Consider the following 25,859-nt stretch of genomic DNA (forward strand, 5'->3'; position numbering starts at 1 on the left):
AGGAATGCGTGGCTGCCCAAAAAAGAAGCGACCCCGTGGATTTTCAACGACATCCCGTTTAGCACTCCCGCAGGCACGGCAGCCTTCGGCTATCTGCCTGGTGACAGGAAATCGACCAGCCGCCAGCGATTCCTGCCGTTTTCGGCGCCGTCGTCGTGATCGAGCACGGCAAGCCCCGATGTCGGAAAGCCGGAAGGCAGGGCGGCATGCAGCAGATCCTCGCCGATCATCGCCTCCAGCGTCGCCTCCATGGTGGGATTGTGTCCGACCAGCATCACGGATTGCACATCCGTTTGTGCGGCAATGAGGGAGAGATAGGTTTCGCTGCGCGCATTGTACATTTCATCGACATAGCCGATGTCAATGCCTTCGTTGAAGGCGCGTTGCCAGGCCTGCGTGGTCTGCCGGCAGCGCGCGGCCGTCGATGACAGAAGCATGTCAGGGCGGTAGTGCCGGTCGGCGGCAAGATCGGCGATGATCTCCGCCTCGGCGAAACCCGCCTCGTTCAATCCCCGGTCGAAATCGCGCTCTCCCGGCGCCGCCCAGGCGGCCTTGGCGTGGCGCAGAAGGTAAACTCGCTTCGGGTGATGATCTGTCAAGGGCAGGGACCGGCGTTCGAAACTCTAGGGCACGGTCCGAATGCTACAGGATAGGCTCACGGGACCGCAAGTCCTCTTTCCTGTTGGCAAGTCGCGTCTAAGTGATCGAAGAAGAGATCGCTTCCACGCCAATAAAGGATAAAAATTAGTCATTTAGATGATTTTTATGTCAGTTTTAAAAATGCCTGAAAACTGATCTGTAGACTTGAACCGGCCTATATCATTGGAGTATACACCGCCGCATTGAGATGTTCTTCGAGGAGAATCGCGTTGAGTGAGAAGATCGATCTTAGCAAATATGTACTCTCGGAAGACGACGAGTTCATGAATGCCAGCCAGCGTGCCTACTTCCGCGCGAAGCTGGTCGCCTGGAAAAATGACATCCTTAGAGAAGCGCGCGAGACCCTCGGACATCTCGCCGAAGAAAGCGCCAACCACCCCGATCTCGCGGATCGGGCATCTTCCGAAACAGACAGGGCGATCGAACTTCGCGCCCGGGACCGCCAGCGCAAGCTGATCTCAAAGATCGATGCGGCCCTTCAGCGGATCGAAGACGGCACCTACGGTTACTGTGAGGAAACGGGTGAGCCTATCGGCCTCAAGCGTCTTGACGCCCGCCCTATAGCGACCCTGTCCATTGAGGCGCAGGAGCGTCACGAGCGTCGCGAAAAAGTCTACCGCGACGAGTAAGACGGAGAGCTCTCCGGTTGCCACAGCGAACCGGTCGGTGAAAATTACACAAATGAAAAAGGGCGTGGAATTATTTCCGCGCCCTTTTTGCTTTCAAATCGATCCGTCTAACGGACCCCGGCCTGTCAGCGATCGCGGGTAACCGAAAGCTCACCGAAGATACGCGCCATTTCCTTCTGCATGTCACCATCCGGTGTCGCGCCGGTAACAGGCGGAGAGACGGGCTGGGTCTTGGGCTGCTTTTCCGTTGCCGCAGCAATTTCCGGCTCTTTCTCGGCATCCTTGCTCTTGGCTATTTCGGCTTCGAGAAAGCTCTCGAAATCGCTGGCAAGGTCATCGGAAAATCTGGGTTCGGCGTCAGCGGAGATGATGGCCGGATTTTCGGGCTGCGGCGGGAAGGGCGCTGGCGGCGTATTGTCTCCGGGTTTCAGCCCGGGCAGAACACGCTCGCGTGCGGCGTCCAGAAAATCGGCAGCATTCGACTGGTCGATGACAGGCTCACGCGCGGCAAAAACCTGCGGCGCGGGCACCGCTGGCCGTTCCTCTGGCGCCCTTGCCTGTAGGGTAACGGGAGGCGTGACCGGGGCCGGCGCAGGCGCGAAAGGCTCGGCTCGCCCCTGGTCGGTCCGTTCTGCGGCCATATCGAGCGAGACAGCGGCAACCGGCAGAACGGCGACTGCCGGTGTGGCCGCGGTAACCGGTGCCGGTGTTGGTACAGGTGCAGGTGCAGGTGCAGGTGCCGGTGAAGGGGCGGGGCGGGCGATCTCTCTCTCGGGCGCTGCCTGCCTTACAGGCGGCGCAGGCTCGCGGACAACCGAAGGCGCGGCGGAAACCGGTTGCTGCGGTATCGACGGGCGTGGCGGCAGCGGTGCCGCCGAGACCGGGGCAGGTGCGGGGCGGGGCGCCGGGGCCGGCTGCTCAGGCCGTTGCGGCTGTTTTACCGGTTCTTCGGTTGCGGTAGCGGGAGCGACCGTCGCTACAGGCTGTTGTTGCGGCAGGGCCGCGCGGCGCTCCTGCGGGATAGCCGGCTCGGCCTTTTTTACGTCGCTCTCCTGGCGCGGCAGCGCCTTCAGTTCCGGTTCCTGTACGTCCCGCACGATCGGGATCGCGCCGATGCCGCTTTCGATGACGATATCGGTCGGACCGCCGATCATCACCAGATGCTCGACATTGTCGCGTCGCACCAGCACGAGGCGGCGACGCGCATCCACGGCCGTCGCATCGAGAACCTGCAGGCGAGGCTGCCGGTTGCGTCCACCCCGGATAAAGGGGGCCGAACCGCTGCGCCTGCGCAGAAGCCACAAAGCAATCGCCAGCACCAGCAGCGCCACACCCACACCGACAACGGCGACGATGAGGTTGTTTCCATAGGTCCCGATAAAATCATCCATCATGGAGATCGTCCCTTCAGATTTTTTCGAGCAATTAATATTGCCGTGGTTCTTATAGTGTGAACGTTAAGCAGGAAAAGACGATTTTTTTAGGCGCGATACAAGGTTTATCCGCCTTTGCCCGTTTGAAACGCAAAACCGGTTGGCAGGGCTTTCGGTTCCCTCATCGCCGGAAAGCCTTGTCCATTGCGCCTTTCGGGTCGTTTCTCTGTGCGTTTTTAAGCCTTTGTGTCCCCGCGGAGCTTTTTGATGGTCAAGCGAGTTGCTACAAGAAATTCTGCTGCCCGATTCCGTCTGGGAAATGTGGCTGACCGAATGACGACCTGCACGACTGCGAGGCCAAGATGACACGGGTGCGCGAGACAAGCGACAACGACCTTCCGCTGGTGGACAGGCGTGCCCGTTCCGGCACGGTGTTGCGGATTCTGCTTCTGGCGCTGGTGCTGATCGCGGCTGCCGCCGCCTTCGTCTATTTCAAGGATTCGCTGGAAAACGAAATCGTGCTCGGCATTCTCGGCGTGCTGGCGATGATGGGAATTTTCTTTCTGGTCTCGTCGATCATCGGTTTCATCGAGGTCATGCCGCAGTCGCAGTCGGACGGGCTTGCCCGCCGTTTCCTGTCGGCCCACCCGGAAGGCACGCTGATCACCGATGCCAAGGGCCATATGGTCTACGCCAACGCCACCTATTGCCGTATGAGCGGCACCTCCAAGGCAAGCGATATACAGAGCCTGGAGACGCTGTTGTCGCGCAGCCGGGAATCGACGGAGGCCCTCTACCGGCTCATCAATGTGCTGCGGGAAGGCCGTGACGGTTACGAAGAGTTCCGGCTGCTGAAACCGCTCGGCGAGGATGCCGCTGCCGGGCCGCACTGGTACAGGCTGAAAGGGCGGGTGCTGAAGGATGCGGGCGGTGAGGGGCTGCACGTTTTCCAGATCGCCGATATCACGCCGGAGCGTGAGGATCAGGAGCGATTCTTCCGCGAATTGCAAAGCGCCATAGACTATCTCGACCATGCGCCGGCCGGTTTCTTCTCCGCCGGCCGCAAGGGCGAAATCGTTTATCTCAACGCCACCCTGTCCGAATGGCTTGGCATCGATCTGGCGCAATTTTCTCCCGGCTCGATGACGGTGTCCGACATCGTCGCCGGCGAGGGCATGGCGCTGATCGAATCCGTGCATCCGCAGGGAAGCACCAAGCGCACGGAAATCCTCGACCTCGACATGCGCCGGGTGAACGGCCAGAGCATGCCGGCCCGCCTCGTGCATCAGGTCACCTCCAAGGATGGTGCGCCGGGCGAGAGCCGGACCATCGTTCTGATGCGCCCCAAGGGCCAGGAGGACACGGAATCATCCTCCGCCATGCGCTTTACGCGCTTCTTCAACAATACGCCGATGGCGATTGCCTCGCTTGACGGAGAGGGCCGCATCCTGCGCATCAACGCGCCCTTCCTCAAGCTGTTCTCAGGTGTGGTCGGGCGTGACGATATCGATCGCGGCATTGCGCTCGAAACCATCATCCACGACAATGAAAAACCCCGTCTGGAACAGGCGCTGGCCGAAGCCAAGGACCGTCAGGGCGATATCGCCCCGTTCGATTCCCGCCATCCGAGCGACGAGGGCCGGCATTTCCGTTTCTACGTCAACGCCGTTATCGACCAGGACGACGAGGCGCCGGAAGAGGTGGCCATCGTTTATGCTATCGAAGTGACGGAGCAGAAGGCGCTCGAAACCCAGATGGCGCAGACGCAGAAGATGAATGCCGTCGGCACGCTGGCGGGTGGCATCGCCCACGACTTCAACAATGTGCTGACCGCCATCCTGCTCTCGTCCGATCATCTGCTTCTGCAGGCGCGGCCTGCCGACCCAAGCTTCGCCGACCTCATGGAGATCAAGCGCAACGCCAACCGCGCGGCCGTGCTGGTGCGCCAGCTTCTGGCGTTCTCGCGCAAGCAGACCATGCGCCCGGCAATCCTCAACCTGACCGACGTGATCGGCGATCTGCGCATGCTGGTGGATCGGCTGATCTCCGGCACCAACGTCAAGCTGGAGGTCGACTACGGCCGCGATCTGTGGCCGGTGAAGACGGATCTGTCGCAATTCGAGCAGGTGCTCATCAATCTCTGCGTCAATGCGCGTGATGCCATGCCCGACGGCGGCAAGATCAGCATCAGGACGCGGAACGTCGACGCCAAGGAAATCGCAGCCCTTGGCCGTCCCGAATTCCCGGCCGAAGACATGGTGATGGTGGAAGTTGCCGATAATGGCACGGGTATTCCGCCGGAAATCATGGACAAGATTTTCGAGCCCTTCTTCACCACCAAGGAAGTTGGCAAGGGCACGGGCCTTGGTCTGTCGATGGTCTACGGTATCGTCAAGCAGTCGGGCGGTTATATTTACCCCGAATCGGAAGTGGGCAAGGGAACCGCCTTCCGCATTTACCTGCCGCGCCATGTGGTTGAGGCCGTTCAGGCCAATGGGCAGCAGCACGGCGAGGCGGCGCTTGCGCCCGTGGCGGCGCCGGAACCGGTGAAGGAAGAGCCGCTTGACCTGACCGGCAATTCCGCCGTCGTCCTTCTGGTGGAGGACGAAGAGGCGGTGCGGCGCGGCGGCAAGCGCATGCTGGAAACACGCGGTTACACCGTGCACGAGGCGGGCTCCGGCACCGAGGCGCTGGAGGTGATGGAGGAGCTGGAAGGCAAGGTCGACATCGTCGTATCCGATGTGGTGATGCCGGAAATGGATGGTCCGTCGCTGCTGAGGGAGCTGCGCAAATCCTATCCCGACCTGAAATTCATCTTCGTTTCAGGTTATGCCGAGGATGCCTTCGCGAAAAACCTGCCGGCGGACGCCAAGTTCGGTTTCCTGCCGAAACCGTTCTCGCTGAAGCAGCTCGCCATCGCCGTTCGGGAAATGCTCGACGACAAGGATTAAGGCCGGCGGCGGTGAAGCGGATTTGGCTGCGCCGCGACCTGCCGCACCCGTTTGCATCCGGTCTGAAAAACGCGTCGCTGCCGTGGGCGCTTGTCTTCCTTGAGCCCTGGCTGCCTCCACATCCGCACTTTTCCCGAGGTTTGCCTCTTCGCAAACGCAATAGTGATTGCACCGTTTCGCAAGGGGCTTAAAATCGCGTCTTAACGACCTAGATATGAAGAGGCGAAGTTCTCCCTCCTGGCAAAGAACTGTCGGTTTGAGAACGGTTTGGAGAATGATGAAAGATGATCGCTAGGCCGATCTACATGCAGGGCGAGGGCGACGGGGAAGACGGCGGCACCAACCGCGGAACGTCCGTTATTACCCGCGTCAAGCCAAAGACGAAAAGACCGAATTTGTACCGTGTTCTTTTACTGAATGACGACTACACTCCCATGGAGTTCGTCATCCATATTCTGGAGCGTTTTTTCCAGAAGGATCGCGAAGCGGCGACCCGTATCATGCTGCACGTGCACCAGCACGGCGTGGGCGAATGCGGGGTGTTTACATATGAGGTCGCAGAGACGAAAGTAAGCCAGGTCATGGATTTCGCCCGACAGCACCAGCATCCGCTGCAATGCGTCATGGAAAAGAAATGAGGATCGCAACGTGCCAACTTTTTCCCCGAGTCTCGAGAAGGCGCTGCACCAGGCACTGACCTTTGCGAATGAGCGTCACCATGAATATGCGACGCTGGAACATCTACTTCTGGCGCTGATCGACGACGCGGATGCCGCCGCCGTGATGGGCGCCTGCAATGTCGATCTCGATGCGCTGCGCAAGACCGTCAGCGATTACGTCGACAACGAACTGACCAACCTCGTCACCGGTTACGACGAGGATTCCAAGCCCACATCCGGCTTCCAGCGGGTCATCCAGCGGGCTGTGATCCACGTGCAATCGTCCGGCCGCGAGGAAGTGACCGGCGCGAACGTGCTTGTGGCCATTTTCGCCGAGCGCGAAAGCCATGCCGCCTATTTCCTGCAGGAGCAGGAAATGACCCGTTACGACGCGGTCAACTACATCTCCCACGGCATCGGCAAGCGTCCGGGCACCTCGCAGACGCGCACGCCGCGCGGCGCCGATGAGCCCGAAAGCGAAAACAAGGCGAGCCGCAGCAATCCCGAGGAAGAGGGATCTTCCGCCAAGAAGCAGCAGGATGCGCTGAAGGCCTATTGCGTCAACCTCAACGACAAGGCGAGGAACGGCAAGATCGACCCGCTGATCGGCCGCCATGAGGAGGTCAACCGCACCATCCAGATCCTCTGCCGTCGCTCCAAGAACAACCCGCTTTATGTGGGTGACCCCGGCGTGGGCAAGACCGCCATCGCCGAAGGCCTCGCCAAGCGCATCGTCGAAGGCAAGGTGCCGGAGGCTCTCGCCAACGACACGATCTTCTCGCTCGACATGGGCACGCTGCTTGCCGGAACCCGTTATCGCGGTGATTTCGAAGAGCGTCTGAAGCAGGTCGTCAAGGAACTCGAGGAGTTTCCGGGCGCGGTTCTGTTCATCGACGAAATCCACACCGTCATCGGTGCGGGTGCCACCTCCGGCGGCGCGATGGATGCATCGAACCTGTTGAAGCCGGCCCTGTCGTCGGGCGCGATCCGCTGCATCGGTTCCACCACGTACAAGGAATATCGGCAGTTCTTCGAAAAGGACCGTGCGCTCGTGCGCCGTTTCCAGAAGATCGATGTCAACGAGCCTTCCATCGATGACGCCATTGCGATCATGAAGGGGCTGAAGCCTTACTTTGAGGATTATCATCACCTGAGATATTCCAACGAGGCGATCAAGGCTGCCGTGGAACTGTCGGCCCGCTATATTTCCGACCGCAAGCTGCCAGACAAGGCGATCGACGTGATCGACGAAACCGGTGCGGCGCAGATGTTGCTGCCGGCTTCCAAGCGCCGCAAGCTGATCACCGAACGGGAAATCGAGGCAACCATCGCGACGATGGCCCGTATTCCCCCGAAGACGGTGTCCAAGGATGACGAGATGGTTCTCGCCAACCTCGAAAAGGAGCTGCGCTCGGTCGTTTACGGTCAGGATATTGCCATCGAGGCGCTTGCCACCGCCATCAAGCTGGCACGCGCCGGCCTGCGCGAACCGAACAAGCCGATCGGCTCCTATGTCTTCTCCGGCCCGACGGGCGTCGGTAAGACAGAAGTGGCCAAGCAGCTTGCCGCCTCGCTCGGCGTCGAGATGCTGCGCTTCGACATGTCGGAATATATGGAACGTCATACCGTGTCGCGTCTTCTCGGCGCACCTCCCGGTTATGTCGGCTTCGATCAGGGCGGTCTGCTGACCGACGGCGTCGACCAGCATCCGCATTCCGTGGTGCTGCTGGACGAAATCGAAAAGGCGCATCCGGATATCTACAACATCCTGTTGCAGGTGATGGACCATGGCTCGCTGACCGACCATAACGGCAAGAAGATCGACTTCCGCAACGTCATCCTCATCATGACGACCAATGCGGGTGCTTCCGAAATGGCGAAATCCGCCATCGGTTTCGGTTCTTCGCGGCGCACGGGCGAGGATGAAGAGGCGATCAACCGTCTGTTCACCCCGGAATTCCGCAACCGTCTGGATGCGATCATTCCGTTCTCGCCGCTGTCGACTTCCGTCATCCACAAGGTGGTGCAGAAGTTCGTCATGCAGCTGGAAACCCAGCTCTCCGAGCGGAATGTCACCTTCGATCTGCATGAGGACGCGATTTCCTGGCTGGCGGAAAAGGGTTACGACGAGAAGATGGGCGCTCGCCCGCTGTCTCGCGTAATTCAGGAAAACATCAAGAAGCCGCTCGCCAACGAAATCCTCTTCGGCAAGCTCAAGAAGGGCGGTGTCGTCAGCGTCACCGTCGGCAAGAAGGACGACGGCTCCGACGGCCTCATACTTGAGGTTCTGCCGGAGACAGCGCCCGTGAAGCCGCAGCCGGAAGCCGAGCTGAAGGCGGCCAAATCGCCCGGCAAAGCGAAAGCCAAGGCGAAACCTGCCTCGAAGGCGGCAAAGGCCAATGAAGAAGCGGAGGTTCTTGTGGCCGAGACCGACAAGTCGGGCGAGGACAACAAGCCACGCCGCAAGGCCAATACGGTGCCGAAAGTGCCGAAGAAGAAGTGATCGCGGTCCTTGGAGCATTTCCGGTAAAAATGCGCGGCAGTTTTACGTTCGGAAAATGCGTGGAAATAAAGATATAAACCGATGCCGGGCGGAAGCCCGGCATTTTCATGCATAGTGGATCAGCAATGCAGACTGCCGAAAGCGATGCCATCCCTCTAAGCGGCTGGTTTTTCAGGGGAATGCGGGGCATATTCTCACTGCCCTCGCTCATTCTCATGACATCCTTTGTCGGTTTCAGCGCCTTCGCGCTGGAATCGGGTGTGGCGCGCGGCGAAGCGGTGTTCATGACGCTGACGATCTGGGCCTTGCCGGCCAAGATGATCCTGATCGGCTCCATGGTCGGCGGTGCCAATCTCGCCGCCTGTTTTCTGGCGGTAACGCTGTCATCGGTGCGGATGATGCCGATGGTCGCTTCCATCGTTCCGGAAATGCGCGGTGCGAAGACGCCGACATGGATTTTGCTGTTTCTTTCCCACTTCGTTGCAATCACGGCCTGGGTTTTCGCCACGCAGAACCTCTCGAAAGTGCCGCGTGAGGCGCGTGCTGCCTGGTTCGCCGGTTTCGGCATCACGCTTACCGTCGTTAATGCGATCATCGTCGGCCTTTGTTACGGCGTCGTCGCGGCCTTTCCGCCGCTGGTTGCCGGCGTCCTGTTCTTTCTCACACCGGTCTATTTCGTGGCGTCGATCTGGGCGTCGGCCCGCCATTCCGTCGTCAAGGTCGCCTTTGTCATCGGGGTGATCGCAGGCCCGGTCTTCGCGGTCATCGCGCCCGAATTCGACATTCTCTATGCCGGGATCGGCGGCGGAACCGCCGCCTATCTGATTGACCGCTTCGTCTTCCGCCGCAGGATCAAACCCGTTTCACCGGAGAGCGAGCCATGATGACCGAAAACTGGTGGGCGCCCTATCTCTTCATCGCCATTGCCGGCTGGCTGGCGACCGATCTGTGGCGCTGGCTCGGCGTTCTCGCCGGCAACCGGCTGAAGGAGGATTCGGAGGCGCTTCATTGGGTGAGGGCGGTCGCCACCGCACTCGTCATGGCCGTTACCGCCAAGCTGATCGTATTCCCAACCGGGTCGCTGGAAGCGTCACCTTTATGGCTGCGTATCGGAGCGGCGGCACTCGGCTTCGCCGCATTCCTGTTGGCCGGCCAGCGCGTCATCGTCGGCGTCGCCGTCCCGATCCTGCTTTTGGCCGGTGGATTGTTGGTGCTCGGTTTTTAATACTCTCCTTATCCGAATATTAAGCCCGTTGCCCTAGTTTGCCCCTGACTAAACAGGGGCCAAATCCATGCGGCTATTCGCGGCAGAGCGCTTTGTACTTGGCTTTATCGCCATATTATTCGCCATCGATGCGGCTTTGATCACCGTCAAAGGCATCAGGGTCGATTACGCCGGATATTTTTTATGCGCGCTGGCGGGCGCTGGCGTTTTCATCCTCGGTCAATTTTATCGCAAAAGCGGGCGTGATCTTCGCATCGCCGCTGCCCTGATTGCGGGCGGCCTGTTCATTCTCTTCACGCTTGTCGCCTCGGTGTTTAACTACATGTTCCTGCCCGTCGCTTTCCCGACGATTGATCATGTGCTCTTCAGCGTGGATGCGGCGTTTGGCTATAGCTGGGCGGGCATCGTCCTCTGGGCAGCAACACATCCGTGGATCGGGACAGTCCTGTTCGTGGTCTATGCAACGTCACTGCCGCAGCTTCTGGTGATCGTGATCACGCTCGGCTTTACCGGCAAGGAACAGAGGCTGCACCACTTCCTTGTCACGGGCGTGCTGGGTGCATTTGCAAGCATCGTCTTCTGGATATTTTTCCCGACATTCGGACCTTCGGCCTATGTGCAACTGCCACAATGGATATCGCAGGCCATTCCCCTGGCTGTTGATAATACCTACGGGCAGGAGTTGAACCGGCTTACATCGGAGGGCGTGGTCTATATTTCGCCTAAGAATGTGCTGGGGCTGATCGGTTTTCCGTCGTTTCACATGTTCATGGCAGCAATGTCCGCCTGGTTCGTGCCGCGTCACTGGGCGGTGATGGCGGTGATCCTACCGGTAAATATTTTGATGCCGCTGGCTGTTCTCGTTCAGGGCGGACATCATCTTTCGGATGTTTTCGGCGGTTTAATCGCTTTTGTCATCATCTGCGCGGTTTCTGCCCGCCTGCTGAATTGGCTTTCCGCAAGGGAGCGGGCAGGGCGGATGGTAGCCGCTCCTCAGATCGTGGCGGCGGAATAATTGCCGCGCGTTCCGCTCTCACGGGCCTCCGCAACAAGCCAGTCCGACAGGATGCGGGCCGGCGCGGTCATCTCTTCCGCCTCTATCAGCCAGTAATATTTGTCCGTATCGGCCGCCCGATCGGAAAGCACGCTTAATTGACCATCGGCGATCTCGTCGCCAAGAAGTGCGGTCGGGCAAAGGCCGATGCCCTGTCCGGCCTTGAGGGCCGTGACCAGCAGATTGAAATCCGCGAAGATGGGACCGGTGGTCTTGGGAAGGGACAGGCCAGCAGTTGCGAGCCAGTTCCGCCACGCCGTCTCGCTGTCGTCATGCAGCAATTCCACCTGCAGCAGGCTCGAGACGTCATCGAAGGGACCGGATTTCGCGAGATAGGCAGGCGCGCATGTCGGTCGTGTCTCGGCGCTGAAGAGCGCCACGGCCTTTTGTGCGGGCGTTGGCCCGTGTATTATGCTGAGGTCGGGGTGATCATTTCCTCCGATATAGCTGATCGACACCTGTATCTGGGGATGCAGCGCCCGGAAACGGGGAAGGCGCGGTGTCAGGAAATGGGCCACCACCGAAGGCAGGCTGGCGAGACGGACCGTCATGCCGTCGCTGCCCCGCCTGATCCTTTGCGCGCCGGAGGCGATCTGCCGCAAACTGTCCGAAACTGTGATGCCGAACTCCTGGCCCGCCGGGGTGAGCCTGACCCCGCGCGCGTGGCGCTCGAAAAGAGCCACGCCGAGCCACGCCTCCAGATTGCGCACATGTTGGCTGACGGCAGTTGCCGTCATGCCGAGTTCCTGCGCGGCCAGGGAAAAGCTTGTTCTTCTGGCGGCGGCTTCAAAGGCGCGGAGGGTGGCGAGCGGTGGCAGTTTCATATCGCCAAGGCTAAGTAAAACTTGGTCTGAGCGCAAGAAAAACCCGTCTTGCCAGCCGCCCATTCATGCCGCAGTTTCGCGCCGACATCTACATCGCTCCGAGGATTTCATGACCCCTATGCCTGTTGCCGCCGAGCCCGTTGACGCCGCCACGCGCCGCGCTGTCCGCCCCGTCGTCGTTTATCCGAACGGCACCCTTGAGGCGCCCGACCTTGCGCTTCTCGAGAAGGCAAAGAAGCATATGGAGAAGATCGACGAGGTCATCGTGCCCCCACGCGACGGCCGCAGCTTCAATGTGCCGAAGGGGCATTTTTTCCGCATCGTCAGCATTGAGGGGCCGCAGGTCGGCGATCTCAACCTCTGGAACGCCAATGATCTGACCGAACGGTTTTTCAGCGGCAAGACCCGCGCCCTGCACGCCACCCATGTTTCGGTCGGCAACCGGTTGTGGAGCAACCTGCCGTCCCTGCAGCCGATGGCGACCATCACCCACGATACCCTGTCATGGTACGGCTTCGACGAAGACGGCGGCGGCGTTCATGACGTGATCGGCACACGCTGCGATCCCTATACCAACAAGCTCCTGAGCGGCGGCGATTACCACCATTGCTGCCATTCCAATCTGACCAATGCGCTAGCCTCCGCCAAGGGCCTGTCGTTCCGGCAGGCGGAGCCGCATGTGCATGATGTGCTGAATGTCTTCATGTGCACGGGTTTCACCCACGACACACACCAATATTTCATGAAAGCAAGCCCGGTGCGGCCGGGTGACTATCTGGAATTCTTTGCGGAAATCGATCTCATCGGCGCTCTTTCCGCCTGCCCGGGCGGCGATTGCAGCGCTACCCATTCCAGCGATACGGCAGCCTGTTATCCGCTGAAGGTAGAAATATTCCGCCCGGATATGGCGGTGCTTGAAGGCTGGCCATGGCCGGAACGGAATGCTTACCGTTCTCCGGAATGATCAGTCCGAAAACCTCTCCTTCGTCATGCTCGGCCTGTCCCGAGCATCTGCAACCGATTGATTTCAGATACGTGGTTGGATCCTCGGCACAAGGCCGAGGATGACGTCACATGCGAGGCAGCTATCAGGAAGCAAGCGCCGCCTTTATCTTCTCCGCATGGGCTTTCAACACCTCGCCATCGGCCATCACGCCGGAATGCGGCTTCAGCGGCTCTCCTTCCTTGCGCGGAATGACGTGGAAATGCAGATGGAAAACGGTCTGCCCAGCGGCCGGTTCGTTGAACTGCGCGATGAAGACGCCATCCGCATCGAAGGCTTCCTTGGCCGCCACGGCCAGTTTCTGCACCACGGGAATGGTTCTCGCCAGCACTTCCGGGTCGGCATCGAGCAGGTTGCGGGAGCCGGTCTTGGGAACGACGAGCAGGTGGCCGGGGGCCTGTGGCATCACATCCATGAAGGCCAGCGTGTGCTCGTCTTCGTAAAGCTTGTGGCTCGGAATTTCGCCGCGCAGGATTTTCGCGAAGATATTGTTGTCGTCATAAGCGCTGGCCGTCATCGGTGATCTCCTCATCGCGGACTATGCGTCCGGTTCCTGTTCCTGTCTCTCGCCCTTGCGGAAGGGCGTGTGTTCATCAAGATAATCGCCGATATGCTCGACTTCCTCGCGCTCGCGCTGGAGATAATCGGCGATGGCGCGGCGCAGGCCCGGGTGGACGATGAAATGCGCCGAATGAGTGGTGACGGGCATGTAGCCACGCGCCAGCTTGTGTTCGCCCTGCGCGCCCGCTTCCACCCGTTTCAATCCCCTGGAAAGGGCGAAATCGATCGCCTGATGATAACAGACCTCGAAATGCAGGAAGGGATGATCCTCGATGCAGCCCCAGTGGCGGCCATAAAGCGCATCCGAGCCAATGAAATTGATCGCGCCGGCAATATAGCGCCCGTCGCGTTTCGCCATCACCAGCAGCACATCATCGGCCATACGCTCGCCGATCAGCGAATAAAACTCCCGCGTCAGATAGGGCCGGCCCCATTTGCGGCCGCCGGTATCCATATAGAAGGCGAAAAACTGGTCCCAGATATCCTCGGTCAGGTCGCTTCCGGTCAACCAGTCAATCTCGATGCCGTTTTCCAGTGCCGCACGGCGTTCTTTCTTAAGCCCCTTGCGCTTGCGCGAGGAAAGGGCGTCGAGAAAATCACCATGGTCGCGATAACCGTCATTGATGAAGTGGAACTGCTGGTCGGTCCTGTGCAGGAAATCGCGCGGCAGAAGGGCGGAAAGATCGCTTTCTTCCAGAAATGTGACATGTGCCGAGGAGACGCCGATCTTCTCAGTCACCTGCGCGAGACCGGAGGCCAGTAACGCCTTGAAGCGTGTCTCGTCTTCGTTTTCTGAAACGAGCAGCCGTGGCCCGGTTGCCGGTGTGAAGGGCACTGAACATTGCAGTTTCGGGTAATAGTGCCCACCCGCCCGCTCGAAGGCATCCGCCCAGCCATGGTCGAAGACATATTCGCCCTTGCTGTGGTTCTTCAGATAGGCAGGTATTGCCCCAACCAGCGCGCCGGACGCGTTTTCGAGAAGCAGATGGTGTCCAAGCCAACCGGTCTTGGCAGTCGCCGACCCGGAATCCTCCATTGAGGATAAAAATTCGTGGGAAATAAATGGGTTATAATATTTTCCTGATGTATTGCGCGACGTTCCGGAAAGCCGTTTCCAGCTTTCCGGATCGATATCCCCAAAGGATTGCGCGATACTGATGGAATAGTCTTCTGTCATGCCGTGGCGGACGGGTTCTCTCTCGGGTCGAAACCTTCGAATGTCATCTGGTCCGCATATTTATAGGTAGTCTCGCGCGCGTTTTCATCCCTGACCGTCCAGGTAATCACCGGAAGGCCAAGTTTTCTTTGCGCCTCGATGAAGCTGTTGGGCAGGTGACCCCAATGATAGGAGATGAAATCGAGACCCAGCTGCATCGCTTCGTCATGTTTGAAGAAGTCTTCCGGCTTGTTGCCTTCGGCGGTGAGGCCCAGTGGCCAGGGCGAGCCGGCCGCCTTCAGATCCTTCAGCAGATGGTGGTCGAAGCTCATCAGCGCCACATGGCCCTTGTAGCCCTCGAGGTCTTCCAGCACCGCCTCGGCAAAACCGTCGTCGACGCCTTCGCCTTCACGGCCTTTCAGCTCGATCACCAGCGGTACCTTGCCGCCGCAGAGCGCCAGAAGCTGTTTCAGCGTCGGAACGCGATCTTTGGTCTGGCCGACGGAAAGGAGCGACAGTTCACCGGAGGTACGTTCACGCACGTCACCCTTGATGCCTGTCAGCCGGGCCATGTCGTGGTCGTGAAAAATCACCGGCACACTGTCGGCCGCCAGCTGGACGTCGCATTCGATGGCGAAACCGGCCTCGATGGCGCGGGAAAATGCCGAAAGCGTATTTTCCCAGACGGCCTTGTTGAGGTCATGATAACCGCGATGGGCGACGGGTTCGGCCGTCAGCCAGGAGAGTTTAAGGGTCATGCTTCGATTTCCACGATGGCGTCGATCTCGACGGCGGCATTGAAGGGCAGGCAGGCCATGCCGACAGCGGCGCGGGCATGCTTGCCGGCATCGCCGAGAACATTGGCGAGAAGATTGGAAGCACCGTTGATGACAAGATGCTGTTCGACGAATTCCGGAACCGAGGCGACGAAGCCATTCAGCTTGATGACGCGGCGGACTTTCGAGAGGTCGCCATTCAACGCGGCCTTGACCTGTGCGAGAATGTTGACGGCGCAAAGTTCGGCGGCGCGTTGGGCGCCTGGCACGTCGACATCGCGGCCAACAAGACCCGTCACCGCAATCTTGCCCGATTCCATCGGCAGTTGACCCGATACATAAAGAAGATTGCCGCTGATGGTGAACGGAACGTAGTTTGCGGCTGGTGCTGCGGCTACGGGAAGCGTGAAGCCAAGTTCCTTGAGGCGGCCTTCGATGACGTCCGACATTTTCGTCTCCGGTTTTGTTGTAAATCCTTCAAGAATCCGGCATTCAGAAGATGTTGATCCAAAAGCCGGGCGGTTGCTTGTACAATATGAGCGGTGAGTCCAACAGGAGATATTGCATGTTTGTCAGGACGCTTGGTTTCGTTGCCGCAACAGGGCTTATGACCGGCCTGTCAAACGCTGCCAATGCCTTGCCCGTCACGGTTCCGGATCTCGTTGCACACCGCGCCGTCTACGATCTCGAACTCAAGGATGCGTCCGATCGCTCCGGCATCGAGGGCATGACGGGCCGCATGGTCTATGAGTTCACCGGCTCGGCCTGTCAGGGCTACAAGACGGATTTCCGGTTCGTGACGCAGATCAACACGGGCGATGCCGTGCGCATGACCGACCAGCAGACGACCACCTTCGAGGACCTTGCCGCCAAGAAGTTCACCTTCGAGACCAAGTCCTACACCGACGACAAGCTGGACAAGGAAGTGCAGGGGGCTGCAATCGACAGCAATGAGGGCGTGAAGGTCGATCTGACCCGTCCGGATGCCCGCCAGGTCAGTCTCGTCGCCAGCGAATTTCCGACAGAACACATGTTCCAGGTCATCGAACATGCCAAACAGGGAAAACGCATCTTCGAATCCCGCATTTTCGACGGTTCGGATGATGGCGATGAAAGCCTGATCACCTCCACGCTGGTCGGCAAGTCGCAGATGCCGAAGGCCGGCGATGCCGAGGCCGGCAAGGCGGGCGATTTCGCCAAGGCTGCATTCTGGCCGGTGACCATCGCCTATTACAACGACAAGACGGGTACGGACGCGCTGCCGATCTACCGCATGTCGTTCAAGCTTTATGAAAACGGAATCACCCGCGACCTGACGATGGATTACGGCGATTTCGTTCTGACGGGAAAGCTTGCGAAGCTCGATATTCTCAAGCCCGAAACCTGCGAAAACAAGCCTGTCCGCTGAAAGGCGGCGGTTTCTGCGGTTTTTTCGCATAAATGCTTGCATTTTCATGCGGGCGACTGTATGCGGCTCACCATTCCACACGCGAAGCTTGGGATGTTCCGGGAGAAATCCGGTCCGTTCCGCCCGGTGGTATCGATGAAAATCGGTGCTGTTCGCTTCGCGGGGGTTAAACCGGAAAAGGAGTAACAAGGCATGGCATTGCCCGATTTTTCTATGCGCCAGCTTCTGGAAGCTGGTGTTCACTTCGGCCACCAGACGCACCGCTGGAACCCGAAGATGAAGCCGTACATCTTCGGCGACCGTAACAACATCCACATCATCGACCTGGCTCAGACCGTTCCGATGCTGTCGCGCGCCCTTCAGGTCGTGTCCGACACCGTTGCCCGTGGCGGCCGCGTTCTGTTCGTCGGCACCAAGCGTCAGGCGTCCGAAATCATCGCTGACAGCGCAAAGCGTTCGGCCCAGTACTACGTCAACTCCCGCTGGCTCGGCGGCATGATGACCAACTGGAAGACCATCTCCAACTCGATCCAGCGTCTGCGCAAGGTCGACGAGATCCTGAACTCGGAAGCTTCCGGCTACTCCAAGAAGGAACGCCTGAACCTCGAGCGCGAACGCGAAAAGCTTGAAAAGGCTCTCGGCGGTATCCGCGATATGGGTGGCGTTCCGGACCTGATGTTCATCATCGACACCAACAAGGAAAAGATCGCGATCGAAGAAGCCAAGCGTCTTGGCATTCCGGTCGTTGCGATCATCGACAGCAACTGCGACCCGGACCACATCGACTTCCCGATCCCGGGTAACGACGATGCTTCGCGCGCCATCTCGCTCTATTGCGACCTGATCGCCCGCGCTGCCATCGACGGTATCGCACGTCAGCAGGGCGCTTCCGGCCGCGACATCGGCGCTGCCGAAGAAGCTCCGATCGAGCCCGCGCTCGAAGACGAGGCTGGCGCCTGATCTAGGCCCTGTCTGGCGGCGATTTCTTGATCGCCGTCTCCTCGACCAGGATATGACAAGGCCGTCAAAGACCTTCAATGGGTTGACGGCCTTGTTCGTTTCATACCGCTCCGCCAGGTTTTTTAGAGAAGCGTTGGCGTCCGATGTGGTTGAAACGGAAGGCAGTCTTCATAACGCTGTCACACTTCGGCGGCACCCATCATTTCGATGCATGGAGACGCCGCAGCACTTGGGAATGCGCATGCCCCTTTCCTGAAATCCTCTCCGGTTTCAAAGGGTGTGCGGCCGGGTACAGTCATCACCCAGAACTTCGGCACGGCAAATTCCGCCGGCTGACCGATCGAACCGATAAGAGGCAAACAATGACCGAAATCACAGCCGCAATGGTGAAGGAACTGCGCGAAAAGTCTGGCGCAGGCATGATGGACTGCAAGAAGGCTCTTGCTGAGACCAATGGCGACATGGAAGCGGCGATCGACTGGCTGCGCGCCAAGGGCATCGCAAAGGCCGACAAGAAGTCTGGCCGTACGGCTGCTGAAGGTCTGGTCGGCGTCGCCACCATGGGTCACAAGGCTGTTGTTGTCGAACTCAACTCCGAAACCGACTTCGTTGCCCGTAACGATGCGTTCCAGGACCTTATCCGCGGTATCGCCCAGGTTGCCCTCACCACCAACGGCACCGTTGACGCTGTTTCCGCTGCCACCTATCCGGCAACCGGTAAGTCCGTTGCGGACAGCATCAAGGACGCGATTGCCACCATCGGCGAAAACATGACGCTGCGCCGTTCGGCTGCGCTCGAAGTCGAGCACGGCGTTGTCGCGACCTACATCCACAATGCTGCCGGCGACGGCATCGGCAAGCTCGGTGTTCTCGTTGCCCTGAAGTCGGTTGGCGACAAGGCTGTCCTGAACTCGATCGGCCGCCAGGTTGCCATGCACATTGCTGCGACCAACCCGCTCGCCATCCGCGCTGAAGAAGTCGACGCCGCCGTTGCTGAGCGCGAGCGTAACGTCTTCATCGAACAGGCCCGCGAATCCGGTAAGCCGGAAGCCATCATCGAAAAGATGGTTGATGGCCGCATGCGCAAGTTCTTCGAAGAAGTTGCCCTTCTGTCGCAGGCTTTCGTCATCAACCCGGACCTGACCGTCGGCGCTGCCATCAAGGAAGCCGAAAAGGAAGCCGGCGCGGCGATCGAAGTGACGGGCATGGTTCGCCTGCTGCTCGGCGAAGGCGTCGAGAAGGAAGAAAGCGATTTCGCAGCAGAAGTCGCAGCCGTCGCCAAGGGCTGATTATATTTACCCAATCTTGGGAAAACGGGAGGGCATCGCGTGACAACGCGGTGCCCTTCGTGTATCCGCGTTTCGGTTACATTTCCGAGGAGTCATGATGTCTTCCAAGCCGATCTACAAACGTGTTCTTCTCAAGGCTTCCGGCGAAGCCCTCATGGGCGATCAGGGTTTCGGTATCGATGTGGCGGTGGCCGACCGGATCGCCTCCGATATCGCTGAAGCAAGGGCGATGGGCGTTGAAGTCGGCGTTGTCGTCGGCGGCGGTAATATTTTCCGCGGCGTCGCCGTTGCATCCAAGGGCGGCGACCGCGTCACCGGCGACCATATGGGCATGCTGGCGACCGTCATCAACGCGCTGGCGCTCGCAACGTCGCTGCGCAAGCTCAGCATCGATACCGTCGTTCTGTCCGCAATCGCCATGCCTGAAATCTGTGAGAGCTTCTCGCAGCGCGCAGCACTTCACCACCTCGCACAGGGTCGCGTGGTGATTTTTGCCGGCGGCACGGGCAATCCCTTCTTCACCACCGATTCCGCCGCAGCGCTGCGCGCCGCGGAAATGGGCGCCGAGGCCATCTTCAAGGGCACCCAGGTGGATGGCATCTATTCCGCCGATCCGAAGAAGGATCCGGCAGCCACCCGTTTCGACGAACTGACCCATAGCGAAGTGCTCGGCAAGGGTCTCGCGGTCATGGATATCGCGGCTGTGGCACTTGCCCGCGAAAACCATATCCCGATCATCGTTTTCTCGATCCATGAGAAGGGCGGTTTCGCGCAGATATTGACCGGCGGTGGCCGCAAGACCATCGTGCACGACAAGTAATCAAGAAAAGATGCCGTCCCCTGGGGCGAATTCCGGCCGGAAAGGCCGACAGAGATGGAGTATCTAGATGAGTGGTATTGACCTCAACGATATCAAGCGCCGCATGGATGGCGCCATCAATGCGTTCAAGAGCGATATCGCATCGCTGCGCACCGGCCGTGCTTCGGCCAACATTCTCGATCCGGTAACCATCGAGGCCTATGGCTCGCGCGTGCCGCTCAATCAGGTCGCGAACATCACCGTACCGGAGCCGCGCATGCTCGGCGTCAACATCTGGGACAAGTCGATGGTCAATGCCGTCGACCGTGCGATCCGCGAATCCAATCTCGGCCTCAACCCGATCGTTGATGGCCAGAACCTCAGAATTCCGCTGCCCGAGCTCAACGAGGAGCGCCGCAAATCGCTCGTCAAGGTAGCCCATGATTATGCCGAAAAGTCCAAGGTGGCGATTCGCCATGTGCGTCGTGATGGCATGGATGGTCTGAAAAAAGCCGAAAAGGACGGTGACATCGGTCAGGACGAAAGCCGTGGACAGTCCGAAAAGGTCCAGAAAATGACCGACGACACGATTTCGGAAATTGACCGCTTGCTTGGCGAGAAGGAAAAGGAAATCATGCAGGTCTGATATCGCTTGCGATAGACCTGTATTTTATTCGTTTTAATTCCGCACTGCCTGTTACTGGATCGATATGCCGACGACGACACGTTCCTCCATACCCGAGCACGTCGCCATCATCATGGATGGCAATGGACGCTGGGCAAAACAGCGCGGTCTTCCGCGCGTGATGGGGCATCGCCGCGGGGTGGAGGCGGTGCGAGAAACCGTGCGTGCAGCGGGTGAATGCGGTATCCGTTATCTCACCCTGTTCGCCTTTTCGTCGGAAAACTGGCGCAGGCCGGAATCCGAGGTAAGCGACCTGATGGGCCTGCTGAAGGCTTTCATCCGGCGCGACCTTGCCGAACTGCATCGCGAAAACGTCCGTGTTCGGATTATCGGCGACCGCGAGGGGGTGAGGAACGACATTCGCAGCCTTCTCGAAGAAGCCGAACAGATGACGGCTGATAACACCAAGCTGACGCTGGTGATTGCCTTCAACTATGGCAGCCGCGACGAGATTACCCGCGCGACAATGGCGATCGCCCGCGATGTCGCCGAAGGCCGGCTGGATGCGTCATCGATCACCTCGGAGATGATTTCGGCGAGACTGGATACGTCCGGAATACCGGATCCCGATCTGATCATCCGCACCAGCGGCGAGGAGCGTCTGTCGAACTTCCTGCTCTGGCAGGCGGCTTATTCCGAGTTCCTGTTCATTCCTGAATATTGGCCCGATTTCGACCGGCAGCTGTTCTTTTCCGCAATCGAGCAATATGCAACGCGTGACCGCCGCTTCGGCGCAATCGCCGAGCCGGTTGCCGTGGCAGGCGCCTGATGAGCCGTGAACTCAGACTGCGGATCGTGTCCGCAATTGTCATGGCGGCCGCCATATTGGTCGCGACCTGGTATGGCGGCATTCTGTTCCGCATCGTGGCGGGCCTCCTGGCGATTCTCATCTACTATGAATGGTCAAAGATCACCCGCCTGTCGGAAACCAATCCCACCGGCAATGCCTGGGGCTGGTTTGCGGTCGCGGTCATCGCCGGCAATACGATATTCGGCGAGCCGTCGCTTGATCTGCCGCTGCTATCAGGCTTTACCCTGACCGCGGCGCTTTTCCCCGTTCTGCGCGGCAGGAACTGGTGGCTGGTGGGCGGCATCGTTTACGCCGGTCTCAGTGGCATATCGCTTGCCGCGATTCGTGGTGACGAGCTGACCGGTTTCGTCTCCATCCTGTTTATTTTCGCTGTCGTCTGGTCGACGGATATCCTGGCTTATTTTGTCGGGCGCGCCATTGGCGGGCCTAAGCTCGCGCCGGCAATCTCGCCCGGCAAGACGTGGTCGGGCGCTGTCGGCGGCGCAGTGGCGGCACTGATCGGTGGCGGGGCGGTATCGCTCGCCTATCATGGCAGGATCAGCCTGCTTGTGCTGGGCCTCGCTCTCATCCTCTCCATATTCAGCCAGATCGGCGATCTTTTTGAATCCTTCGTGAAGCGGCGGTTTCAGGTCAAGGATTCCAGCCATCTCATTCCCGGCCATGGCGGTTTCATGGATCGGGTCGACGGTCTTGTTTTCGCCTGCTTTACGGTATTCCTCATCGCTTTCGTGCATGCAGCAGCAACCGGCGACGTACCCGGATCGGGTGGCGGTCTGTTACCGGGCTTTTAAGCGGCGCGAAAGGTCATGAAATAAAGGGCAGATTGTCATGAACACAGTAATGGCGGCAACCGGCTTTCTGACCGGCTATATCGTGCCCTTCATTCTGGTACTTTCCCTGCTCGTTTTTGTCCATGAAATGGGCCATTACCTCGTCGGCCGCTGGAGCGGCATACGCTCCACAGCTTTTTCCATCGGTTTCGGTCCGGAGTTGATCGGCTATACCGACCGGCGCGGTACGCGCTGGAAGATTTCCGCTATTCCGCTTGGCGGCTACGTGAAGTTCTTCGGCGACGAAGATGCAGCCAGCAAGCCGGATAGTTCCGGCCTGTCGCATATGTCGCTGGAGGAGAGGGCGCAGACGCTTTCCGGCGCCAAGCTCTGGAAGAGGGCTGCAACGGTTGCCGCCGGCCCGATTGCCAACTTCATTCTCGCCATCCTCATCTTCGCGGTCCTGTTCGGTGTTTATGGCCGGATGATCGCCGATCCGGTCGTGGCGGAGGTGCGTGAAAACAGTGCCGCTGCGACAGCGGGCGTGCGCGCCGGCGACCGGCTGCTCGCGATTGACGGTGAAAAGATGATGACCTTCGAGGATGTCCGCCGTTATGTCGGCATCCGGCCGGGCACGCCGATCACCGTAACGGTGGAAAGAGCGGGCGAAGAACTGAAGCTGCCGATGGTTCCGACCCGGACCGAAACCACCGACCAATTCGGCAACAAGCTGGAAATGGGCATTATCGGCATTGTCACCGATCAGAGCAGTGGCAATTTCCGCCACATCGAATATTCGCCGTCCCAGGCGCTCGTCGAGGGTGTTCGCGAAACGGGTCACGTCATTACCGGCACCTTCAACTATATCGGCAACCTTGTGACCGGCCGCATGAATGCCGATCAGCTCGGCGGCCCGGTCAGGGTAGCGCAGGCGTCCGGCCAGATGGCGACGCTTGGAATTTCGGCCGTTATCCAGCTTGCCGCCGTTCTTTCCGTGTCGATCGGTCTTCTCAATCTGATGCCTGTACCGGTTCTGGATGGTGGGCATCTGGTGTTTTACGCAATCGAGGCCATTCGCGGCAGGCCGCTTGGCGCCGCTGCGCAGGAAGTGGCTTTCCGTATTGGCATGATGATGATTTTGGGTCTTATGGTTTTTGCAACATGGAATGATATCAGCAGCTTGATCGGCTGAAGATAGTGTTTTAACGGTTTTGTTAGCAGCTTGTTTACCCTGTTTTTATGCCGAAGTGGCGAATGAGCCACTCTGGATCACGAAGTAAACAGAATTTAACGTTCTGACTTGCTTGTAGGGGAAAAGCAGGTAAAACGACGCACATGGCCGGAGTCGGGTTCCGCCCGCTGAGGGACAACGTAAAAAGGTAAGAATTGAAATGAAGGCTGGTTCAAGATTTTTGAACGCTGTGTCGGCGGTTGCGCTGTCTGCTGGTGTTTCTTCGGTTGCGGGCCTTGGCGTGCTTGCCTCTGCTGGTGCGGCAAATGCAGCTGTTATCAGCAAGATCGATGTTCGCGGGGCTGAGAGGTCCGGCGCGGACTCCGTGCGTTCCAACATCACCATTGCGCCGGGTAAGAACTTTTCCAATTCGGACATCGATGAATCGGTAAAGCGTCTTTACGCTACCGGTTACTTCTCGAATGTCTCCATGCGCGTTTCCGGCAGTACGCTGGTCGTGACCGTCAATGAAAACCAGCTCGTCAACCAGGTGGTTTTCAACGGCAACCGCAAGATCAAGGACGACAAGCTCGCCGGCATCGTGCAGACCCAGTCGCTCGGCCCGTTCAATCAGGCAATTGTGACCGCCGATATTGCGCGCATCAAGGAAGCCTATGCCGCGATCGGCCGCAGCGACGTTGAAGTCACCACCCAGACAGTGTCTGTCGGCCAGGGTCGCGTGAACATTGCTTTCGTTATCAACGAAGGTGAGCGCACGAAGATCGGTCGCATCGATTTCGTCGGCAACAATGCCTATAGCGATGGCCGTCTGGCTGCCGTCATCAATACCAAGAAGTCCAACATGCTGTCGTTCCTGACGCGTAAGGACGTCTACAACGAGGACAAGCTGCGCGCCGACGAAGAGGCGCTGCGCCAGTTCTATTACAACCGCGGTTATGCCGACTTCCGGGTCGTGTCGTCCGATGCTGTGCTGGACGAGTCCAAGAACGAATACACCATCTCCATCACGGTGGATGAAGGCAAGAAGTACGACTTCGGTAACGTTGCCGTCGAATCGACCGTTCCGGGTGTTGATGGTTCTGAATTGCAGGGTCTCGTTGAAACCCGCCAGGGCGCGAGCTACAGCGCCAAGGAAGTTCAGCAGAGCATGGAAGCGATTTCCAAGCGCGTTGCCGGCGAAGGTTATCCTTTCGCCCGCGTAACGCCGCGCGGCGACCGCGACATGGCCGGCAACACCATCGGCGTGACCTATATCGTCGATCAGGGCGAACGCGCCTATGTCGAGCGTATCGAAATCCGCGGCAACACCCGTACGCGTGACTATGTCATTCGTCGCGAATTTGATATTTCTGAAGGCGATGCTTTCAACCAGACCGTCATCACCGCGGCAAAGCGCCGCCTTGAGGCGCTCGGTTACTTCTCGAAGGTCAACATCTCGACCGCCGGCGGCAGCGCGCCTGACCGCGTCGTGATCGTTGTCGACGTTGAGGATCAGTCGACCGGTTCGTTCGGTATCGGTGCGGGTTACTCTCAGAACGACGGCGTGCTGCTCGAAGCATCCATCGAAGAGAAGAACTTCCTCGGTCGCGGCCAGTACATCCGTCTCGCCGCCGGTGCTGGCGAAGATGATGCGCGCAGCTACACGCTGTCCTTCACCGAGCCTTATTTCCTTGGCTACCGTCTGGCCGCAGGTTTCGACCTGTTCAAGAGCCAGAGCCGCAGCGAAGACTACTATGACTACGACGAGCAGGGCTTCGCGCTGCGTGTGACCGCGCCGATCACCGAAGACCTCTCGACGACGTTTAAGTACACCTACAAGCAGCTGAACTACGACGGTGAGGGCGATTGGGAAAGCGGCAGCAATCTTGCCGAGCCCTATAAGGCTCTGATCCGTGGTGGTGACTGGACACAGTCCATCATCTCGAACACGCTGAACTACAATACGCTCGACGACCGCAACATGCCGCGCGAAGGCTGGCAGGCGGCCCTGACGAACGAATTTGCAGGCCTCGGCGGCGATTCCGAATACTACAAGATCTACGCCAAGGCGCGCTTCTATTACACGCTGTCGGACGAGTACGATGTCATCGGCTCTATCACCGGCCAGGCGGGTCATGTGGTGCCCACCGGCGACAATCTGCTGGTGTTCGATCAGTTCAAGTTCGGCGGCCGTCAGGTTCGCGGCTTCAAGAATGATGGTATCGGTCCGCGCATTGGTAACGACTCCATCGGCGGCACGACCTACTTCGCTGCTTCCGCTGAAGTCACGGCCCCGATGCCTGGCGTTCCCGAAGATTTCGGTCTGCGTCTGGCTGGCTTCGTTGATGCCGGTACGCTGTATGGCAACAAGGTCGCCAACAGTGCAGGTGTGAAGGACGACAACTCCATCCGCGCATCCGCAGGTATCGGTGTGATGTGGGCGTCGCCTTTCGGACCGATCCGCGTCGACTACGCCGTTCCGATCGCCAAGGAAGACTACGACGAGGAACAGCGTTTCCGGTTTGGCATGTCCAACACTTTCTGATATCGGCAGTCCAGAACTGCAACTTTGAACGTTCTGGAGTTTCCGGC

The 25,859-nt window shown here is 59.1% G+C and carries 24 protein-coding genes; 17 read left to right on the forward strand and 7 right to left on the reverse strand.

Annotation, left to right across the window (positions count from 1 at the left end; all coding sequences use genetic code 11):
* Positions 1-89: 89 nt before the first annotated feature.
* Positions 90-566 (reverse strand): SixA phosphatase family protein, encoded by a 477-nt coding sequence (locus AC1ROR_RS03885; RefSeq protein ID WP_498589167.1) that lies wholly within the window; start codon positions 564-566, stop codon positions 90-92.
* 303 nt (positions 567-869) lie between these two features.
* Between AC1ROR_RS03885 and dksA the strand changes: the two genes are divergently transcribed.
* The gene (gene dksA, locus AC1ROR_RS03890) at positions 870-1,289 is read left to right on the forward strand and encodes an RNA polymerase-binding protein DksA (protein WP_003496274.1); all 420 of its coding nucleotides are present in this window, start codon (positions 870-872) and stop codon (positions 1,287-1,289) included.
* Positions 1,290-1,414: 125 nt separating this feature from the next.
* Here dksA and AC1ROR_RS03895 read toward each other — a convergent pair whose 3' ends face one another.
* Positions 1,415-2,683, reverse strand: a complete 1,269-nt coding sequence (locus tag AC1ROR_RS03895) for a flagellar biosynthetic protein FliO (RefSeq protein WP_498588635.1) — start codon at positions 2,681-2,683, stop codon at positions 1,415-1,417.
* A gap of 341 nt (positions 2,684-3,024) precedes the next feature.
* On the opposite strand from AC1ROR_RS03895, the gene cckA reads away from it, so the two are divergent.
* The 6 genes from cckA to AC1ROR_RS03925 all read left to right on the forward strand — a co-directional run bounded on the left by cckA (position 3,025) and on the right by AC1ROR_RS03925 (position 11,015).
* The gene (gene cckA / locus AC1ROR_RS03900; RefSeq protein WP_080834252.1) at positions 3,025-5,613 is read left to right on the forward strand and encodes a cell cycle histidine kinase CckA; all 2,589 of its coding nucleotides are present in this window, start codon (positions 3,025-3,027) and stop codon (positions 5,611-5,613) included.
* A 284-nt stretch (positions 5,614-5,897) separates the two neighbouring features.
* A complete protein-coding gene (gene clpS, locus AC1ROR_RS03905) occupies positions 5,898-6,251 on the forward strand; it encodes an ATP-dependent Clp protease adapter ClpS (protein WP_046800247.1) in 354 nt (117 codons plus the stop codon).
* Positions 6,252-6,261: 10 nt separating this feature from the next.
* Entirely contained in the window at positions 6,262-8,775 is a 2,514-nt protein-coding gene (clpA, locus tag AC1ROR_RS03910) for an ATP-dependent Clp protease ATP-binding subunit ClpA (RefSeq protein ID WP_498588636.1), read from the forward strand.
* A gap of 125 nt (positions 8,776-8,900) precedes the next feature.
* A complete protein-coding gene (locus AC1ROR_RS03915) occupies positions 8,901-9,659 on the forward strand; it encodes an AzlC family ABC transporter permease (protein WP_498588637.1) in 759 nt (252 codons plus the stop codon).
* Positions 9,656-10,000: an AzlD domain-containing protein gene (locus AC1ROR_RS03920; protein ID WP_035217523.1), complete on the forward strand. Its 345-nt coding sequence runs from the start codon at positions 9,656-9,658 to the stop codon at positions 9,998-10,000. Before AC1ROR_RS03915 ends, AC1ROR_RS03920 begins: the two co-directional genes overlap by 4 nt.
* 67 nt (positions 10,001-10,067) lie before the next feature.
* On the forward strand, positions 10,068-11,015 hold the full coding sequence (locus tag AC1ROR_RS03925; RefSeq protein WP_498588638.1) for a phosphatase PAP2 family protein: 948 nt from the start codon (positions 10,068-10,070) through the stop codon (positions 11,013-11,015).
* Here AC1ROR_RS03925 and AC1ROR_RS03930 read toward each other — a convergent pair.
* Positions 10,994-11,878: a LysR family transcriptional regulator gene (locus AC1ROR_RS03930; protein ID WP_498588639.1), complete on the reverse strand. Its 885-nt coding sequence runs from the start codon at positions 11,876-11,878 to the stop codon at positions 10,994-10,996. The genes AC1ROR_RS03925 and AC1ROR_RS03930 overlap by 22 nt on opposite strands.
* A 109-nt stretch (positions 11,879-11,987) precedes the next feature.
* Here AC1ROR_RS03930 and AC1ROR_RS03935 point away from each other — a divergent pair, with 109 nt between their 5' ends.
* Complete coding sequence (locus AC1ROR_RS03935) at positions 11,988-12,842, forward strand: urea carboxylase-associated family protein (RefSeq protein WP_498588640.1); 855 nt, start codon at positions 11,988-11,990, stop codon at positions 12,840-12,842.
* Positions 12,843-12,966: 124 nt separating this feature from the next.
* Here AC1ROR_RS03935 and AC1ROR_RS03940 read toward each other — a convergent pair whose 3' ends face one another.
* The 4 genes from AC1ROR_RS03940 to AC1ROR_RS03955 are packed head-to-tail and all read right to left on the reverse strand — an operon-like array spanning position 12,967 to position 15,823.
* Positions 12,967-13,398, reverse strand: a complete 432-nt coding sequence (locus AC1ROR_RS03940; RefSeq protein WP_003496252.1) for an HIT family protein — start codon at positions 13,396-13,398, stop codon at positions 12,967-12,969.
* A gap of 21 nt (positions 13,399-13,419) precedes the next feature.
* Entirely contained in the window at positions 13,420-14,619 is a 1,200-nt protein-coding gene (locus AC1ROR_RS03945; RefSeq protein ID WP_498588641.1) for a GNAT family N-acetyltransferase, read from the reverse strand.
* Positions 14,616-15,356, reverse strand: coding sequence for a glycerophosphodiester phosphodiesterase (locus tag AC1ROR_RS03950; RefSeq protein ID WP_498588642.1), 741 nt, complete (start codon positions 15,354-15,356; stop codon positions 14,616-14,618). Before AC1ROR_RS03950 ends, AC1ROR_RS03945 begins: the two co-directional genes overlap by 4 nt.
* Positions 15,353-15,823 (reverse strand): RidA family protein, encoded by a 471-nt coding sequence (locus AC1ROR_RS03955; protein ID WP_498588643.1) that lies wholly within the window; start codon positions 15,821-15,823, stop codon positions 15,353-15,355. Before AC1ROR_RS03955 ends, AC1ROR_RS03950 begins: the two co-directional genes overlap by 4 nt.
* A 116-nt stretch (positions 15,824-15,939) precedes the next feature.
* Here AC1ROR_RS03955 and AC1ROR_RS03960 point away from each other — a divergent pair, with 116 nt between their 5' ends.
* The 9 genes from AC1ROR_RS03960 (at position 15,940) to bamA (ending at position 25,812) form a co-directional block, all read left to right on the forward strand.
* The gene (locus tag AC1ROR_RS03960) at positions 15,940-16,782 is read left to right on the forward strand and encodes a cell envelope integrity EipB family protein (RefSeq protein WP_498588644.1); all 843 of its coding nucleotides are present in this window, start codon (positions 15,940-15,942) and stop codon (positions 16,780-16,782) included.
* 192 nt (positions 16,783-16,974) lie between these two features.
* Positions 16,975-17,742, forward strand: coding sequence for a 30S ribosomal protein S2 (gene rpsB, locus AC1ROR_RS03965; protein WP_035217513.1), 768 nt, complete (start codon positions 16,975-16,977; stop codon positions 17,740-17,742).
* 362 nt (positions 17,743-18,104) lie between these two features.
* The gene (gene tsf / locus AC1ROR_RS03970; RefSeq protein ID WP_035217511.1) at positions 18,105-19,031 is read left to right on the forward strand and encodes a translation elongation factor Ts; all 927 of its coding nucleotides are present in this window, start codon (positions 18,105-18,107) and stop codon (positions 19,029-19,031) included.
* Positions 19,032-19,128: 97 nt separating this feature from the next.
* Positions 19,129-19,851: a UMP kinase gene (pyrH, locus tag AC1ROR_RS03975; RefSeq protein ID WP_035218853.1), complete on the forward strand. Its 723-nt coding sequence runs from the start codon at positions 19,129-19,131 to the stop codon at positions 19,849-19,851.
* Positions 19,852-19,918: 67 nt separating this feature from the next.
* On the forward strand, positions 19,919-20,476 hold the full coding sequence (gene frr / locus AC1ROR_RS03980) for a ribosome recycling factor (RefSeq protein ID WP_003496224.1): 558 nt from the start codon (positions 19,919-19,921) through the stop codon (positions 20,474-20,476).
* Between the two features lie 64 nt (positions 20,477-20,540).
* On the forward strand, positions 20,541-21,284 hold the full coding sequence (locus tag AC1ROR_RS03985) for an isoprenyl transferase (protein ID WP_498588645.1): 744 nt from the start codon (positions 20,541-20,543) through the stop codon (positions 21,282-21,284).
* Positions 21,284-22,117, forward strand: coding sequence for a phosphatidate cytidylyltransferase (locus AC1ROR_RS03990; RefSeq protein ID WP_035217507.1), 834 nt, complete (start codon positions 21,284-21,286; stop codon positions 22,115-22,117). Before AC1ROR_RS03985 ends, AC1ROR_RS03990 begins: the two co-directional genes overlap by 1 nt.
* Positions 22,118-22,166: 49 nt before the next feature.
* Positions 22,167-23,288 (forward strand): RIP metalloprotease RseP, encoded by a 1,122-nt coding sequence (gene rseP / locus AC1ROR_RS03995; protein ID WP_167377525.1) that lies wholly within the window; start codon positions 22,167-22,169, stop codon positions 23,286-23,288.
* A 199-nt stretch (positions 23,289-23,487) separates the two neighbouring features.
* Positions 23,488-25,812, forward strand: a complete 2,325-nt coding sequence (gene bamA, locus AC1ROR_RS04000) for an outer membrane protein assembly factor BamA (protein ID WP_035217504.1) — start codon at positions 23,488-23,490, stop codon at positions 25,810-25,812.
* The last annotated feature ends 47 nt before the right edge of the window (positions 25,813-25,859 follow it).

Source organism: Agrobacterium sp. GW821-FHT14E08 (assembly GCF_058803865.1).